Origin of the sequence: Aneurinibacillus uraniidurans (assembly GCF_028471905.1) — a bacterium.
In the GTDB taxonomy this organism is placed as follows: domain Bacteria; phylum Bacillota; class Bacilli; order Aneurinibacillales; family Aneurinibacillaceae; genus Aneurinibacillus; species Aneurinibacillus uraniidurans.
The window spans coordinates 1,892,506-1,909,479 of record NZ_CP116902.1; the positions used below are offsets into that span (position 1 = coordinate 1,892,506).

Below are 16,974 nucleotides of genomic sequence, written 5' to 3' on the forward strand. Positions count from 1 at the left end.
GAATTTGGCCTGTTTCTTTTTCTGCTACTGCCTAATCGAATTCTCATGGTATAATTACCCTATACCGTTAGGAGGAGTCTTGTACATGGACTATTATTTTCAAATATGTGCGACTGAGCACTATCAGGAGAAGTACATTACTTTTTTGCTCCAACATCATAAGAAATTAAATCTCCCTTATCCATTTCCGGTTTTACTCAGTTTTCTGTCCAGTCCAGTTCTGATGCAGGGGGAAGCCATGCTTTGCTTTAATCCTGACTATGAGGTGATCGGGGCACTTAGCTATATATACGGAACCGGCGATCACAATTATCAAGATACTCATATCGTACAAATCCAAGCGGTATTTCTCGTAAACGAGCATCGTAAAACTCGTCTGTTTCTTGAAGGTCTACAATTTCTTACGCAATACATCGCCCAGCTGGATCGAAAAGTAACAGAATTCCGCTTCTGGGCGCCTGCCAAAAGAGATCTTCAGAGATTGTTTGCCAAGCTCGCGGAGCGAACAGCTACGAGGGAAACTGATTTTGGTCTGATTGATGAATATCGTGCACCGTTTTCACAATGGCATACGTATGGCATGCGCTTTCGTCATGAATCGTATTTCTGATCCTAGAGAGGGAACCCGACATGTTGCGTGTAATTAAAAATCTATTTAGCTATATGCGTCCGTACAAACTACTGGCATTTCTCTTTTTCGTTAGCTTGTTTCTCGATCTCGCCTTCATTTCTTTAGCTCCTTTAAGTTTTAAATTTATGGTAGACAATGCGATTGTGCCAAAGGACATCGACCGTTTCTATTTGATTCTCACAGTGCTTTGTGTTGCAGGCTTTATTGGCTGTAGCGCCGGTATTGCAAGTGACTATGCGTTAGCCAAACTGAGTGCACGCGTACAGAAGGACTTACGAACCCGCTTATTTACCCATCTCCAGCATGTAAACATTCGTTTCTTCCAGAAAAGCCACTCCGCTGATCTCGTTTCCTATTTTTCTGTCGACTTGCCGGCCATTGATAGAGCGATGCATGTCATTCTTACAATTGGAATCCAGTCATTGTCCGTCGTTATGATCACAATCGCCGTGTTGTTTTATTTACAATGGAGTATGGCCGTATGCATTCTAGTAGGCGCGGTTGTAATTTTTGTCGGACCTTATATGCTCGGTGGGCGAGCGCAAGCGATCAATGCTGATTATAAAGATCAGTTTTCCTTAATGACTGGCGCTGTGCAGGAAAATAGTAAAGCGCAAAAAGTTATCAAAGGTTTCAATTTACAACAGGCGATGATCGACAAGTTTACTGCAAGATTGCAATCTTTATTTGTAATTCAGTATAAGCAAAATGTGATCAGTGCTAATCTAGAACGCATCCCGATGATTAGTATGCTTCTGATCAACTTTACGATCATTGGGCTTGGTTCCTATTTGGCGCTTTACGGTCATATTACTGTAGGTGCACTCGTTGCTTTTTTTACGATGTATACATCAATGGGGAATTCAGTGTTCAACTTGACGTTCACCATCCCAACGTTTACAGATGCGTCGGTCAGCATGAATCGTATTCAACAGCTGCTAGACGAACAGCTAGAAGCGAATGGTAGCGTGCCACTTCGAGTACTGGAAAATCAGCAGCCCGATATTCACTTCGATCACGTTACGTTCAGCTATAACGAGGAGCAAACGGTGTTAAAGCAAATCGATCTGCACATTCCAAAAGGAACAACAGCAGCTTTCGTTGGTTCTAGCGGTTCCGGCAAAAGCACGATGGTCCAGCTCATTCTCGGTTTCTATGAGCCGAACGAGGGGCAGATCCGAATCAACGGTAGTAGCCTGCAAGATATGGACCGTCGTTCTGTACGAGAGCAAATTGGCATCGTGTTTCAAGACAACTTTCTATTTCGGGGAACGATTCTCGAAAACATTCGCATTAGTAAACCAGAAGCCGGATTGGGTGAAGTGATCGAAGCAGCCAAACGGGCAGAAATTGATGAATTTATCCAAAGCCTACCGAATGGATATCAAACCGAGGTTCTAGATGACGGGAGCAATTTTTCCGGCGGTCAACGCCAAAGGATCGCCATCGCTCGTGCCATACTGCGGAATCCTCCAATTTTGTTGCTAGATGAAGCAACCTCTGCGCTCGACCCGATCTCAGAAGCTTCAATTAACCAGACATTCGCTGAATTATCACGTAATCGGACGGTGGTTACTGTCACGCATCGCCTGTCCTCCATAACCAATGCGGACCAAATCTTCGTGTTCGACCAGGGAAAAGTAGTAGACAGCGGCAGTCACCAACAAATGCTGCAAAATGGAGGATTCTATAAAGAACTCTGGGAAAAGCAGAGCGGACTATTCGTATCGCAGGGCGGGCAAGAAGCAAGTATTGATGCGGAACGCTTGGCGAAGCTTCCTTTCTTCCGCGATATGGATATAGAAGTATTGCAGGAAATCAAGGATCTGTTCAATACGGAAACATTCGTCGCCGGACAAGCGATCATTCATGAAGGAGACATCGGGGAAAAGTTTTATTTGATTGCTCGCGGAAGAGTGGAAGTTACCAAATACTCTCCCGATACAGAAGAGGGGCAGATTCGCCTCGCTGTTCTGGAAGACGGTGATCACTTCGGAGAAATTGCGCTACTGGATAATGTTCCGCGCACCGCTACTGTAATCGCCTTGACATCTTGTACTGTTCTAACCCTGCAACGCAAAGTGCTCTATTATGTCTTGTCTCAATATCCCGAGATTGATTTCCGCATAAGGCAGACAGTAAAAGAACGAAAAAGTTAGGGGGAGTTTTGAAACCGATGGGAATCCATTACCGTGTTTGTAAAAATGACGAAGATTTTATCGAGTATGCTCTTTTTTTTATCCATCACCGAAAAGATTTCAGCCGTTTATTCTCCCTGTCCGACGCATTGATGCATGTGCTAGAAACAATCGGCACCTCTCATATTATTCTTGTGCTCGATCAAATGGACAACACAATTGCCTGGATGAACTACCGCTATGTAACACATGAGTATGAGTCGCACTCAGAAGGAGAGGTCGCTTTCGTCGATTCGGTCATTATGAAAGAATCACAGCGTAGCAGTCGCCTGTTTGTTAACGGCTTTCGTCATTTGGTGAATTATATAGACCAGGAAAATCATCATGTTCGAACGTTTCAATTTCATGCCCTGGCGGACAATGTCTATTTGACCCGACTCTATTCCAAATTCGCTGATATTATCGGGCAGCGAGAGGGATATCATGGGACGGAGAACATCTTTTCCGCTGACTTTTCCCGTCTGCTGCAATATTTAAATCGGACACAAAAGTAGGCTTGACGCATTATTTTCCAATTGATATTCTGGGAATGTAGGAATAAATTATCGATCTAGAGAGGAGGAATTGAAATGTTTCCAATAAGATCACCCTTTAATGGAAAAGGTGTAGGCGGAAAAGGACCTTTCTCCATCAAAAAAACCCCTTCGCATACATTCGCACAATTACTCAAGAACAATGAGCAATTGAGAGTTTCCACCGCGAAATAAATCATTTCCCACATGAAAAAGACCTGCCTCTATGGTCACTGAGGCAGGTCTTTTTGTTATGCGCTACTTATGGCAAGCGCTTATTCAAAATGATCGGTCCAAACGGTAGTATCCCGGCAACAATTGCGCCAAGCGCACGTCCGATTGACCAATTTTGTGATGCTTTTACATTAAGCACGGCAAGAATGTAGAGCATAAACAATACGCCGTGAATCATTCCGATTATGGCCACACCCTGCGGGATATTCATCACGTATTTCAGTGGCATGGCTACGAAAAGTAAAAGCAAGAACGAAATCCCTTCGATAAGCCCAATCGTGCGCAAACGGGCAATGGGATCATTCATCACGATAAATCAGCTCCTTTTGGTTATACACTATGTTTCTTCCCCGATTATAAACTGAAATGAGCATGAATAACATAAAAACATGTACTGTTCATAATACCGACACTTTATATCATGTAAAAAAACAGGGGATAAATCTAACGAAATAAAAAACCGAGAGAGCTAACCTGCCCATCTCGGTTTTATAACAACTAATCGTTATCAGTCTCTACAAAATCTTTAAGAGCAGACAGCTTTTCATCCCAATAGTGTTCAAAAAAAGAAAGCCATTGTTTTAGTTCGACAAGAGGTTCTGGCTGAAGCCTATACCGGGTTTCCCGTCCGACCTTCTGACTGCTGACAAGACCCGCATCAGAAAGAACATGCAGATGCTTGTTGACAGCAGTACGAGTTATGGGGAAGTATTCTGTAATTGCAGTAATCGGCATTTCCTTGTCAGCGAGCAATTTTAACAGCTTTCTACGAGTGGGGTCAGCGATTGCTTGAAATACATCGTGCTTGGACGGAGATACAAGCAATTTAAGCCCCAATATATGCGGGAAGTTTCTCTGTTACGATTTTTCCCCATCCGCCGTCCATAATGCCACGAACGATCGAGTGAGGTTGTCCAAACTCTGTGATTTTTTCCGCATCCCAGCCAGAATGGATCAGTGTAAACTCTGTTTTTCCATCTTCTAACTTTTTTAATTCAAAAACAAGATGCCAATCCTTACCCCAATCAAAACCGACACGGTTCGGAGGGTCAAGCTCAGTTACTTTACATGGTGAATCACCGAATTGACCTGTTTGGAGTATGAAGTCATGTCCTAAAATAGGTTCAAAAGTATTTGGCATCCACCATGCCGAAATCCCTTCTGATGTTGCAACTGCTTTCCAAACTTTTTCAATCGGAGCATTAAGTACAATCGTTTTGTGGATTTCTGGTAATGTTTCCTGTGTTTGCATAACTGTGCCTCCAAAATTAAATATAACACCAAAATGTGTCGCAAATAATTGTAACACCTTTTGGTGTTATATCAAATGTTTTTTCCTATTTGATTATTTCCTTAAGTCTTGTTTACAATTCACGGTAGTTTGTTTAGGCGTTATAACTTGATGGCGATGTATCAGGATTCCAATTAGTAAAAAATATTTTTCAGTACCTTGCAATAAACAGTACTGAGTAGTATATTATATTTACTAGTACATGACACTGATTGGTACCATACAATAAACAGTAGTCATAATGAAGAAAGGTGAGTCAATCTTGAATGTACAATTTAAAAAAGGAGTCTTAGAACTATGTGTGCTTGTGTTATTGGATAAGCAAGACCGATATGGATACGAGTTGGTGCAGAGAATTTCGGATCAAATCGAAATATCCGAAGGTTCGGTATATCCACTGTTACGGCGCTTAACAAAAGAAGAATACTTCACAACATACTTACAAGAGTCGTCTGAGGGCCCATCTCGTAAATATTATCAATTAACCGACAAAGGAAGAAAATATCTTCACGAGCTTATTGAAGAGTGGAACGAATTCTCTAGCGGTGTAAATCAATTAATAAAAGAAGGGATGAACAATGAATAAAGTACAGTTTTTAAACCAATTAGACTCATCATTAAAAAGACTTTCGCCAAATGAACGTAAGGACATTCTACAAGATTATGAAGAGCATTTCGCAGTGGGTTTAGAAGCAGGAAAAACAGAAGAAGAAATTGCTGCATCACTTGGTTTACCAAATCAAATTGCAAAAGAACTGCTTGCTTTGTATCATCTTGAAAAAGTGGAGACAGCGGCGACTACAGGGAACATTATGCGTGCAGCCTGGGCCACCATCGGATTAAGCTTTTTCAACTTGGTGATTGTCTTCGGGCCATTTATTGCACTAGTTGGAGTGATCTTTGCTGGCTGGACAGCAGGTATGGCGTTTGTTGCCTCCCCACTTCTCGTTCTCGTTAACACAGTAATAAATCCGGGAACATTCGAACTTGCTGACTTATTCTTATCAATGGCGCTTTGTGGAATTGGATTATTTATTGCCATTGGTATGTTCTTTACGACAAAAACAGTTATACATTTATTTGTACGTTATCTAAAATTCAATGCATCACTTGTGAAAGGCGGATTAAAACATGAGTAGTATAAAAAAAATATCTATGATTGCACTGGTACTTTTACTAGTTGGTGCAGCAGGAAGCCTTTTAACATTTCGCTCAGCAAATAAAGAAGTGTCTGTTTCAGAAGAAAAAGTTATCGACAATAAAAATATTACAGCAATCCAATTAGAAACCGGCAATGTACATGTAGAAGTCGCCCCTACAAAAGATACCGTAACAAAGATACAATTATCAGGAAAAGGAACAACTGAAACAAAACAAATCTTCACAGCAAATGTTGAAGGAACAACACTCTTCATCAAACTTAAAGAACAACAGTTGAAAATTTTTAATTTCTTTCCTCGCTCCGAATCCTTAACATTAAAAGTATCTTTACCTGAAAAGCAATACGCATCTATGCAAATTGATAATAATAACGGGGTTGTACAAATACAACAGCTCAACATAAAAGATGTAAAAGCTACAACAGACAACGGAAGTATTGAATTGAAAAATATTCCTTCCACTACAGTTAATGTAGAATCAGATAACGGAAAACTCTCACTTGATCATGTAGATGGAACCATTAACGGAAAAACAAACAATGGAAAGATTTCCGTGGTAACCAAACAATTGGATCGCCCCATGCAATTAACTTCTGATAACGGGAATATCATAATCCGCACAGAAGAAGAGCCTACAAATGTAACATTTAATGTACGTGTAGACAATGGCCACATCAATATCCTCGACAAGTACACGGGTAATGCTGTGATCGGTAAAGGAGATAACTTGATCAAATTAGCAACAGATAATGGGGAAATTACTGTAACAAAATAATCATGAATCGAAGGGAAACAGGCACAGCAACCTACTCATTTGTGGGTTGCTGTTTTCCTGTACGTTACAGTAATCCAATAAAAAGATAAATGGCAGTTCCCCAGATAAACAGGGCAGAGCATTTATTGAATATGTTCATCAACCCCCCTGTACCATCTAGCTTCTTCATGACTGTACCCGCAAGCGTTAATCCAAAGAACCAAATCCAGGATACTGCAATACATGCGATTGTAAAAAACACTTGTTTCGTTCCGACATACTTTAATGCACTTGTCCCAATAACACCAACTGTATCTAAGATGGCATGAGGATTTAATAAAGAAACGGATAAAGCGAAGAGGATTTGTTGACGGATTGGTAATGCTTGATTCGGTTCATTCGTTGTTGGTTCAGACCTCCAAATAACGTACCCCATGTAAAGTAAAAACAAAATTCCAGCAATCATAAGGCCAAGTCGTAACCAGTGGAATTGTAAAACAACAACAGATAACCCAAAGACAGCTAATAGGATTAAAAAGGTATCACACAGTGCAGCAGTAATCGTCGCCGGAAGCGCCCGAAGTAGCTTTGGCTGTGTGGCTCCTTGTGAAAATACAAATACATTCTGTACCCCTAAAGGTAAAATGAGTCCGAATGCTAAGATGATTCCATGAAAAATGGCTTCCATATAAGTCAACTCCCTTTCAATTGCTATCGTACTTGTGATACAACTAAAAGAAAACAACCAATTGGATGGTTTTTTATCCACCCAATTTAGGAGAGATTAGATGAAGTGGAAACCAAATCGTCAGTCTCATTTGACCGTTCAAGAGCAAATTGTAGATTGGATAAAATCTCAGATTGAACGAGGGGAGTGGACTGTTGGCACAAAGATTCCAACACAGCGCCAACTCGCAGCGCAATTTAATGTGAACCGGAGTACCGTGCAGCTTGCACTTGATGAAGTAAAAGCGGATGGTTTGCTCGAATCAAAAATGGGATCAGGAGTATTTGTGGCTAATAATTCGTGGAATGTACTTTTGAACAGAGCTCAACCGAATTGGCAGCAGCATATTGAATCAAGTATTCATAAACCAAACTACCATACGATTCAGCTCATCAACGAATATGAGCAAATGGATCATATCATCCGGCTTGGAACAGGTGAATTATCACCTGAATTACTCCCAACGAAACAAATTGAACAGTCGTTACAAAAGATTTCGCTTGAAGCAAAGGCAATAGGTTATTCATCACCACAAGGAAGTGAAAAGCTGAGAAGAATTTTATGTACCTATTTAAAAAAACGTGGGATTCAAACAGCGCCTGAGAACATTTTAATTGTTTCAGGTGCACTTCAAGCGCTTCAATTAATTGCAATGGGACTATTAGAAGAAGGATCAATCGTCTTCCAGGAACAACCTTCGTATTTAAATTCTGTGCATCCCTTTCAATCCGCTGGAATGCGGATGATTCCAGTTTTGCGGGATGAACATGTAACAGACAATTTACGGGCACTCAAAAGAAAAAGACAATCTTTATTTTACTGTGTACCAACCTTACACAATCCGACAGGGCATAATTGGTCGATGGAAGAAAAGAAAAGCCTGTACAATACGTGCAAGGAGCTGCAAATCCCAATTATTGAAGATGATGTGTATCACGAACTATTATTTGACTCATCTTCGCCTGCTATAAAGTCGTTTGATACATCAGGGCAGGTGCTTTATATCGGCAGTGTATCCAAAACGCTAAGTCCCGGATTACGAATTGGTTGGGTGGTTGCCCCTTCACCTGTAATTAGGCGATTAGCTGATATTAAAATGCAAACGGACTATGGTTCAAGTGCCTTTTCTCAAGAAATCGTTGCACACTGGATATCATCCGGTTTATACGAAAAGCACCTGATTAAGCTTCGTGAACAATTGAAAAGAAGGGCGACATTTGTAGAAGAAATAGTAGAACAGCAATTTCAAAAAATCGCTACCTGGAAAAAGTCTGAGGGTGGTTTTTATATATGGCTCAGATTTCATGAACCGATTGTAAACAAGGCATTATTTCTAAATTTACTTAATCAAAATGTTTTGATCAACCCAGGTTATATTTATGAATCGGGAGATTTACATCATATTCGTCTTTCCTATGCCTATGCGTCATTAGAAGAATTAAAAAAAGGACTAAACATTTTACTAGAACTAATCCGGAACTAATTCTATAATATCCGTGTTTTGTTGGCAGGCTTCCTTCTTATAGTGATTCCATAAAGGGAAGTATAGCGCTTATAACTGACTCTTTGTTTTGCATATGTAAAGCATGACCTACATTGTTAATTTTAATGTGGGTTGCTTTAGGTAAGAGATGCAATGCTTGTTTAGCATCTTCATCTCTTATTAAACCTCCAAATGTAGGATCGCCTTGAAGAAGTAAAACAGGGCATTGAATTTTAGGGAGCAATTCGTCTATTTTATATTCGGCATAAGTTTCGTCAAAGCGTCCAAGAACGGCTGTAAGTACCTCCGGATCATTTTGGCTTAGACTTGTTGCGATAAAATGAAATAAAGGATGATCTTCTCCCAATACTTTGAAAGCAGGGACCATGTCTTTTTGACCTGGAATTGAGAGAAAAAACTTTTGTTTTAGTTCCGAAAGGATATATTCGGTTGATTTAGTTTTTGCCAGGTCTCTCTGTAACATCAGCATTTCTCGATTGCCGTCTTTAGTACCTTCTTTCAGAACTTCTAATGAAATGGGGGAATCTCCAATGATCAATGCTTTCACAAGAGCTGGATGATGTGCTGCAGCTAAAATGCTAATCATTCCTCCAAGAGAATGACCAAATACAATTGTAGGTTCTTTAATACAGCCTTCGATGAAAGCAGATATATCTGGAACATAGTCGTCTATTTTATAATTTGAATGAACGTTATCTGATTTACCATGACCTCGTAAGTCTACTGCGTATAAATGCCAATTTTCCTCAAGCTCAGGAATTATGGATTGAAATGACTGCCACCTTGAAGTGGCTGCATGAAGCAATAGTAGGGGTGGGCTGGCTGGATTACCACCTTCTGCATAATTTAGCTTAACAAATCCCGTATTAAAAACTTTTTCAATCATTAGCGGCCTCCTTTTTTATTTCTTATCTTTTATTTTGTAAAATTGTACAATTGACTATGATTTTTGAAAAGAATATTTTATTCAATCGTTCATTCTAAAAAAATAATTCTCTAGTTTACGATGTAGTTATTTACATATAATGATAATTTTGTTACTTTATTTATAGACCGAACGTTCAGTTTATAGAATTACAATGAGGCCTCTGTATCTGTAAAGGGGAAAATGTATATGCTTTTTATCATGCTGCTTGCTTTTTTGCTTGTATATGACCCTATATTCGGAAAAATGATGTTTGAACGTTTTGTACGAAAGCTGATACGCAATCAAACAACACGAGTGAGCTACTATTATGAAACAATAGCTGTTTTGTGGGGGGCTGTCTTGCTTTTATTTTTGGCAGTGTGGCAATACAAGGTGCCTTTGACTGAGCTTGGCCTACAAAAGGTACCTACTTTCAATCTTTTAGATGGAAATCCGCTGAATGCATGGATTTCTGCTATTGTGCTTGGCTTGATACTTTTGTATGGGATTGTTTTTGTTGTAAATACCTTATTATTTGTATGGAAACCTCACTATTTCGAAAAAATTCAAAAGGAAATCGAAGAAGAAGGGTATACCACTTACTTACTTCCTACCAGTACAAAAGAAAAGTGCGTATGGGTTTTCGTTTCGATCACAGCAGGCGTATGTGAGGAATTGCTCTACCGTTCATTCTTGATGTATTATCTACCGTCACTACTAGACACCCAATCCGTATGGATATCTCTTATTCTCTCTTCTCTTATTTTCGGATTAGCCCATACGTATCAAGGCGTAAAAGGAGCAATGAAGGCTACGACATTAGGCATGTATTTTTGCTTGCTTTACCTCGTTACAGACTCTATCATTCCAGGTATGATTCTACATACACTGATTGACCTGGCCGGGGTTTTCATGATGAAATCAAGGAAAGAAAAATCGTAAGGAAGGTATTACAGATGGAAAAGCGAAAACGGGATAAAAACGAAACGAAAAAAAGAATTGCAGAAAAAGCAAAGGAACTCTTCTCGCAGAAAGGATATGCGGCGACTTCCATTGAGGATATTATTGCTGCTGCCGAGAGTAGCAAAGGGAACGTATATTATCATTTTAAAAGCAAAGAAAATTTATTTTTATACTTGCTCGAAGCTGGGATCGAAGAGTGGATTGATCAATGGAAGAAAAAAGAAAGCCAATATCACACAGCATCAGATAAGTTGTATGGGATCGCTTTGCATGTAGCGGAAGATTTTCAGAATCCGCTCATTAAAGCGGCGGAAGAGTTCAGCGGAAGTCAGACGGCTGATCCGGAAGTATTAAGTCGTGTGCTGGAGATTACACGTATCCCGCGTCGCCTGTACCATGAAGTGCTAGCAGAAGGAATAGCCTCCGGTGAATTTGCTTCTCGTGATGTAACGGAGTTAGCGTTTATTTTTTCTGGACTGCTGGGAGGGCTCGGTGCAGCATACTATGAAGTGGGAATAGACGAATTGAAACGTTTGTACAAAGAAGCGATAACTGTGTTTCTACATGGAATCAGCCTAGAAAAGTAAGACTAATTTTTTTTAGTTACTTAACAGACCGACCGTTCAGTTTATATATTTAGAAAGGATGGGGCGTACATGCTTAAGACTGAAGTACAGATGTGGTACTATGCTTTATTCGCATGGCGGGAGCGGAAAGAAACAAGAGGAGAAAACCAAACATTTTCATTTCATAAAAATAGTGTGTATTGGGGTCTATTCTTAATGTTTCTACACGAACAAATCTTAGAAGGGGCTGGACTTCACTTCGTTCTGCACCGTACTAGCCCGTTTTGGGCCTGGATCGTCACTGCCTTGCATGTGTATACCGTAATCTGGCTAATCGGAGATTATAAAGCGATTCGTCATTCACGGTTTTGTCTTATAGACGAAAAACTGGAACTGCGTGTGGGGTTCCGTAAATCGGTAACGGTGGAACTAAGTAATATCGCATATATCGGTTCGGTCAAAACAAGTCTAGAGCAGATGAGTATAGAGACAGATGCTTTCCATGCAGAAGCATGCCCGCGTCTCGCCCCTGATATGGGGTTAGCGGATGAGCCACAGTTTGAGATTGAGCTTCACGAACCTGTTCTGTCCGGTGGATTGTTCGGTAGAAAGCAATTAATTCGCAAGCTATATATACGGGTCGATGAACCTTCTGTTTTCTTGCAATCAATTAAAAAGCACATGTGCTACACGTCATACCGTAAATATACGTAAAAGTGTATGATCACGAACCTCGTTGACATCCAACGAGGTTTTATTTTTTCAAGTAATACATTTATTACTGTTTACTTTACAAGTTGCGTCAACTTTTCAAATAACACCTGCATTTATGTTTTATCAGGCGTTCTAGCTGCATTACAATTTTTGGTTTATAATTTTGGGAATATTGTCTGTATATGGGGGGATCATTATCAAGATAAGGACATCTGCAATTGTCTGTAGCGTAGTAAGTATGATAATTTCAGGAACGTTATTGCAAGGGACTACATCAGACACCTTAGATACTAACCAAAAACACGAATATACAAAGTCAGCAAATATATCAAAAGACAAAAATACTATAAGGAAAAAAGCTAGGAACCTTCAAGAAGCAAAAATGCTACTTCAAACCTTAACCAAGCGCTCGGTTCGTTCATATTCTACGTGGGATTTTGGACGGGAAAAAGATACAAGCTGTATTTCTGTTTTAGTAAAGGAAAAGGATGCTATTAACATTCTACATGCAATCAGAACTCAACTTGATCCGGGCATGATAGCATTCATTGGTACGAAAACAACACAATGGTTTGAAAATAAAGAAAAGGAAACAGAAGTTGAAATTGTCGTGGGTAAAGGAGATGATCCGTTCGATATTCTTCGTATAGCTAGAACAGATGCTATTAATTATGGAATGAAAACAGAAGATTTGATTAAAAAGCTAAGAAACTTGGTAAAAGACAATAAAATTGACATAATAGCTGCCGAAACCGATACAGTCGAATTAGAACTAGTAGACATGCCTTATGATCTCCATGCATTTTGCCAAGAATTATATTCTCTGTGTCCCGACATCGTTGACCAAGGAATAGGCTCTATAGAAGATTTAGAGGCTTCAATGCGTAAAGACAAAAAAATTTATTTATGGTGGGATTAGGGAGTAATAATCCTAAAAAAAGAAAAAGACACCCATAAAGGATGCCAGTGGGAAGTGGTGGTGATAACACATGGCTACATTATAATCCGGTAAGTAGAATAGATAAATGACTTGACCGGATTCTTCATGTAAACGATACGATTACTATATAAAATTAATATTTAGGTGGTGCAGCATAACGTTGTGCTCTTATGCAAGCGAATTACAGAGAAGTGAGGGTAATATGGGGTTGCCTATAATGAGATAGTAGAGTAGGAGGGGAGTAGTTACTCCCTCCTACTCACCATTCAATTTTTAGCATGTTTTATTATCTGTTACCTTTATAGATGACTGTTCTGTTCTTTTTATTGACTTACTTTGCAGCCATTCATAAATAATTGGAATCACCATAAAACTGTTAAGCGTTGATGTAATCATTCCCCCAATCACTACAATTCCAAGTGTTTGAGAAATAACCGTATCTGTGCTGTGTGTGAATGCTAATGGCAAAAGCGTTAAAATAGTTGTTCCAGCCGTCATGAAAATCGGGCGCACCCGGGACAAGCTGCCTTGAATAATGGCGCTCCTCATTTCCATGCCTTCCAATCGATTTCGCTCAATCTTATCAATCATAACGATACCATTGGTAACTACAATTCCAATAAGCATAAGTACACCGACTAAGGCAGCTAAGTTCCATTCTCCACCAAAAAGAATCAAACTTAATACAACCCCACTTACTGCCATTGGAATGCTTAACAAGACCGCCAATGGTGCTTTCCAGCCTTTAAATACAGCACTTGTAATAAGTAGGACCAACAGTACGGAGAAGGCTAATGCAATCGACATATCGACTATCATTTGTTTAACCTGCTCAGAAATCCCACCTAACGAAAACGACACACCTTTCGGTAAGGACGTATGATCAAGCGTCTGTTGTACTTTACTTGATACACCGCTCATATCGTTAGAGGTAATTTGCGCGGTCACAGCCGCATATGGTTGTCCATCACGTTCCTGGATAGAAGAAGGAGTGTGATCCTCTGAAATAACTGCCAGCTGATCCAGGCGGATTTTTTGTCCATTTTTTGCAGTAAAGGTCTCGGAAGCTAGTAAGGACATAAGTTTTGCTGGATCACTTTGCTTTGCAGCTACTTCGCTACCTTTTTCCTGCAACTGTTCAAGATACATATCACCAGGAATGGAGTAAGAGCTGGTCGTAATCGAAAAATCTTTTGGCTGCGTGAAATAACCAGATAGTACACGTGTGATATCATCCAGTTTTACGCCAGCCTGCTTAATTTTGTTTTGGTTCAGTATCACCGTATATTGCGGCGTTCCATTTGTGAGGTCTACTTTCCCATCTACGCTTAGCCCTGAAATATCAGCTAACGCAACCCGAACTTTTTGCGCTGCATCATCCACAGATTTTTGATCCGGGCCTGTAAGCATCACTTTTAATTGTGAATCATCCCCGGAAATGTTTTGGTTCGTAACGGTATATACAGCTTTATTTGAGAGTGACGAAAGGGACGTTTGCAGGCTTGGGATAAAAGAATTTAGCTGATTTTTATCCTTCAGCGCTACAGATAGATTCGCAACATTTGGCTGCTGAATAAATCCGCCACCCTCATCGAACACATCGTCACTTTGCGGTGCAAAGCTTGAGCCAAAGGAAGCCGAAAAGGCAGCCACATTTGGATTTGCTCGCAGAACACTCTCAACCTTTTTAACTTCCGTATCGACTTGAGACAGTGAACTTCCTTTCGGCAATTCAACCTTAACCGCCACCTGACCTGATTTTGCGCTTGGCAAGAAGTTAACAGGCAAGAAAGCAGAATAAATGCCAGCACCGACAAAGAGTACAATCGAAGTAAGAATAACCCACCGCTTGTTCGTAAAGGCGAACTGCAGAACCGGCTTCATTTTTGATTCAACTGTTACGGATTCGGTGTGTATTCCTTTCCATCCCATAAAGAAAAAGGATGGGATCACCAGCATCGCGACAAAGAAAGAAACGACTAATGCTGTTACAACAGACCAGGCAAAGCCGGAAAACGAAGCGCTGACAATGCCACCTACCATCGCGATTGGGACATACACAGCAATCGTGGTAGCGGTGGAAGCAAAAATAGCAGGCAGCATCTCAGATACAGCGGAAGCCGTAGTATGAAGCAAAGAGGCTCCCTTTGATTCCTGTATTCTTCGGTAAATGTTATCTAAAATGACAATCGAATCGTCCACAATGCGGCCCATGGCAACAATCAGACCGGACACAGTTAAAATGTTAAGGGTAATGCCCATCCATTTAAGAACCGCTGTTGTTGCTAGCAGAGAAATCGGCAGAGACACTGCAATCAACAGAGTAGAGCGTACGTTTCGGAAAAAGAAGAAAACACATAGCATGGAGAATAGACATCCAAGCAAGCCCTCACGCACAAGTCCCTTTAATGAAGCATTTAATTCATGTGCCCGATCCAGCATAAGCGTAAGAGATACGTCCCCTTTTTGAATAGCAGGGATTTGGGCGATTCTTTGTTGTACACGCTCCGAAACATCTGTAATGTTTGCGGAAGGTGTTTTCAACACATTAAGCAATACACTCGGTTTTCCGTTCGTTCTGGAAATGGTTTTTACATCAGTCAGGGAATGAGACACATCTGCAACGGCAGATAAAGGTACACTTTTTCCCTGTTTATTTTTAAGCGAGATATCTTTAACCTGCTGGTCGCTCCAGTTTAACCCCTCAATACGAATGGGGATGGAAACTTTCCCGTTCGGAATTTTACCAGATGACCAGGATGGCATAGCAAATGTGAGGGATTTGTTTACATCATCCACAGTCAGTCCATTTTTCTGTAAATCTTTCATACGCACCGTGATGACATAGCCATCGTTCGCTGCTCCTACAGCTTGTACATCCGCGACGCCAGGCACAGATTTTAACTGTTTTGTGATACTGGCCTGAACAGTGGAGCGTAGTGCGTTTCCATCCATATGGTCGCTAGATAGACTATAACTTAAAATGGGAAATGAGTTCGTCGTAACCCGTGTAACGGTAGGTGTTTGTTTAACATCGCTTGGTAAATCTACATTCGCCAACGACTGTTTGACCTCATTTTCCGCAAGCTTCATATCAAAATCCATCGGGAAATACAGGCTCATCAGCAAACCACCATCGTACGAAGTGGTTTCGATATTTGTAAGCCCATCTGCTGTGCGAACAGCATCTGCTACCTTATCTGTAACGGTTTGTTTGATTTGGTCAGCCTGATAAGATGGTACGCGTAGAGAAACAAGCAGCGTTGTATTATTGATGCTTGGCAAATAGTCACGCTGCATTTGGAATGCTGAAATCCCGCCCCATGCGACAATGAGCACAATGCAAACTAAGAGAAGTACGGCTCTTTGCATGGAGGCTTCAATTATTTTCTTCATGTTTTTCCTCCCCATTCTTGGTTTAACCATAGTGAAAAGACTAAGACGTTGGCTAAAAAGTTCAGGAGGATTAAAAAAATTTTCGGATGGTGGACTTAATGGGCAGATCGCTCAGTTAAATGAGCAACTAAAAGAGCTAAGAAATAATTTATCCAGCACAACAGATGAAAAACAAAGAGAAGAATTGCAGAAACAAATCGAAAAAGTGAAAAGTCAAATTGACTCGCTAAGCAGTACGCAACAAATGGATATGCTACGTCTTCAAAGTATGTCAAACAAGCGAAATGAAGCATTTGACGTGATGACGAATTTCATCAAAAAGATGCAGGATAGTAGGAGTTCAATCATTGGTAATATGCGATAAGAAAATAAAAAGTCACTCCCTGGAGTGGCTTTTTTCTGTGAAAAACTCTGATTTCCATGTTAGGATTTGCGGCTGAAAAACCATGATTGTTTATTTTGGAAAGGAGAGAGAAA

18 protein-coding genes are annotated in these 16,974 nt (G+C 40.3%); 12 read left to right on the forward strand and 6 right to left on the reverse strand.

Going from position 1 to position 16,974, the window contains the following annotated elements; translation table 11 throughout:
• Positions 1-85 precede the first annotated feature (85 nt).
• Genes PO771_RS09500 through PO771_RS09510 form a run of 3 tightly spaced genes read left to right on the forward strand, consistent with a single transcriptional unit; the run spans position 86 to position 3,323 of the window.
• Positions 86-610, forward strand: a complete 525-nt coding sequence (locus tag PO771_RS09500) for a hypothetical protein (protein WP_272563033.1) — start codon at positions 86-88, stop codon at positions 608-610.
• 20 nt (positions 611-630) lie between these two features.
• A complete protein-coding gene (locus PO771_RS09505) occupies positions 631-2,790 on the forward strand; it encodes an ATP-binding cassette domain-containing protein (RefSeq protein ID WP_272563034.1) in 2,160 nt (719 codons plus the stop codon).
• Between the two features lie 8 nt (positions 2,791-2,798).
• Positions 2,799-3,323, forward strand: a complete 525-nt coding sequence (locus PO771_RS09510) for a GNAT family N-acetyltransferase (protein WP_272563035.1) — start codon at positions 2,799-2,801, stop codon at positions 3,321-3,323.
• A 280-nt stretch (positions 3,324-3,603) separates the two neighbouring features.
• On the opposite strand, the gene PO771_RS09515 is transcribed toward PO771_RS09510, so the two are convergent.
• The 3 genes from PO771_RS09515 to PO771_RS09525 all read right to left on the reverse strand — a co-directional run bounded on the left by PO771_RS09515 (position 3,604) and on the right by PO771_RS09525 (position 4,827).
• Positions 3,604-3,885, reverse strand: a complete 282-nt coding sequence (locus tag PO771_RS09515; RefSeq protein ID WP_272563036.1) for a DUF3817 domain-containing protein — start codon at positions 3,883-3,885, stop codon at positions 3,604-3,606.
• A gap of 188 nt (positions 3,886-4,073) precedes the next feature.
• Positions 4,074-4,400, reverse strand: a complete 327-nt coding sequence (locus PO771_RS09520) for an ArsR/SmtB family transcription factor (RefSeq protein WP_272563037.1) — start codon at positions 4,398-4,400, stop codon at positions 4,074-4,076.
• Position 4,401: 1 nt separating this feature from the next.
• Positions 4,402-4,827, reverse strand: a complete 426-nt coding sequence (locus PO771_RS09525) for an SRPBCC family protein (protein WP_272563038.1) — start codon at positions 4,825-4,827, stop codon at positions 4,402-4,404.
• A 301-nt stretch (positions 4,828-5,128) separates the two neighbouring features.
• Between PO771_RS09525 and PO771_RS09530 the strand changes: the two genes are divergently transcribed.
• Genes PO771_RS09530 through PO771_RS09540 form a run of 3 tightly spaced genes read left to right on the forward strand, consistent with a single transcriptional unit; the run spans position 5,129 to position 6,801 of the window.
• Complete coding sequence (locus PO771_RS09530; RefSeq protein ID WP_272563039.1) at positions 5,129-5,452, forward strand: PadR family transcriptional regulator; 324 nt, start codon at positions 5,129-5,131, stop codon at positions 5,450-5,452.
• Entirely contained in the window at positions 5,445-6,005 is a 561-nt protein-coding gene (locus PO771_RS09535; protein WP_272563040.1) for a DUF1700 domain-containing protein, read from the forward strand. Before PO771_RS09530 ends, PO771_RS09535 begins: the two co-directional genes overlap by 8 nt.
• Positions 5,998-6,801 carry a DUF4097 family beta strand repeat-containing protein gene (locus PO771_RS09540; protein WP_272563041.1) on the forward strand — a complete coding sequence of 268 codons (804 nt, stop codon included), beginning with the start codon at positions 5,998-6,000 and terminating at the stop codon, positions 6,799-6,801. Before PO771_RS09535 ends, PO771_RS09540 begins: the two co-directional genes overlap by 8 nt.
• A gap of 64 nt (positions 6,802-6,865) precedes the next feature.
• On the opposite strand, the gene PO771_RS09545 is transcribed toward PO771_RS09540, so the two are convergent.
• Complete coding sequence (locus PO771_RS09545) at positions 6,866-7,468, reverse strand: LysE/ArgO family amino acid transporter (RefSeq protein ID WP_272563042.1); 603 nt, start codon at positions 7,466-7,468, stop codon at positions 6,866-6,868.
• Between the two features lie 100 nt (positions 7,469-7,568).
• Between PO771_RS09545 and PO771_RS09550 the strand changes: the two genes are divergently transcribed.
• The gene (locus tag PO771_RS09550) at positions 7,569-8,990 is read left to right on the forward strand and encodes an aminotransferase-like domain-containing protein (protein ID WP_272563043.1); all 1,422 of its coding nucleotides are present in this window, start codon (positions 7,569-7,571) and stop codon (positions 8,988-8,990) included.
• Positions 8,991-9,027: 37 nt separating this feature from the next.
• Here the strand turns inward: PO771_RS09550 and PO771_RS09555 are convergent, their stop codons facing one another.
• Positions 9,028-9,897 carry an alpha/beta fold hydrolase gene (locus tag PO771_RS09555; RefSeq protein WP_272563044.1) on the reverse strand — a complete coding sequence of 290 codons (870 nt, stop codon included), beginning with the start codon at positions 9,895-9,897 and terminating at the stop codon, positions 9,028-9,030.
• A gap of 228 nt (positions 9,898-10,125) precedes the next feature.
• Between PO771_RS09555 and PO771_RS09560 the strand changes: the two genes are divergently transcribed.
• The 4 genes from PO771_RS09560 (at position 10,126) to PO771_RS09575 (ending at position 13,080) form a co-directional block, all read left to right on the forward strand.
• Positions 10,126-10,860, forward strand: a complete 735-nt coding sequence (locus tag PO771_RS09560) for a CPBP family intramembrane glutamic endopeptidase (RefSeq protein ID WP_272563045.1) — start codon at positions 10,126-10,128, stop codon at positions 10,858-10,860.
• 14 nt (positions 10,861-10,874) lie between these two features.
• Complete coding sequence (locus PO771_RS09565) at positions 10,875-11,468, forward strand: TetR/AcrR family transcriptional regulator (protein ID WP_272563046.1); 594 nt, start codon at positions 10,875-10,877, stop codon at positions 11,466-11,468.
• A 69-nt stretch (positions 11,469-11,537) separates the two neighbouring features.
• Positions 11,538-12,161 carry a hypothetical protein gene (locus PO771_RS09570; RefSeq protein ID WP_272563047.1) on the forward strand — a complete coding sequence of 208 codons (624 nt, stop codon included), beginning with the start codon at positions 11,538-11,540 and terminating at the stop codon, positions 12,159-12,161.
• 238 nt (positions 12,162-12,399) lie between these two features.
• The gene (locus tag PO771_RS09575; protein WP_272563048.1) at positions 12,400-13,080 is read left to right on the forward strand and encodes a DUF4253 domain-containing protein; all 681 of its coding nucleotides are present in this window, start codon (positions 12,400-12,402) and stop codon (positions 13,078-13,080) included.
• Between the two features lie 294 nt (positions 13,081-13,374).
• Here the strand turns inward: PO771_RS09575 and PO771_RS09580 are convergent, their stop codons facing one another.
• Positions 13,375-16,497: an efflux RND transporter permease subunit gene (locus PO771_RS09580; RefSeq protein ID WP_272563049.1), complete on the reverse strand. Its 3,123-nt coding sequence runs from the start codon at positions 16,495-16,497 to the stop codon at positions 13,375-13,377.
• Here PO771_RS09580 and PO771_RS09585 point away from each other — a divergent pair.
• On the forward strand, positions 16,472-16,861 hold the full coding sequence (locus tag PO771_RS09585) for a FlxA-like family protein (RefSeq protein WP_272563050.1): 390 nt from the start codon (positions 16,472-16,474) through the stop codon (positions 16,859-16,861). The two genes, PO771_RS09580 and PO771_RS09585, sit on opposite strands and share 26 nt — an antisense overlap.
• Positions 16,862-16,974: the final 113 nt, after the last annotated feature.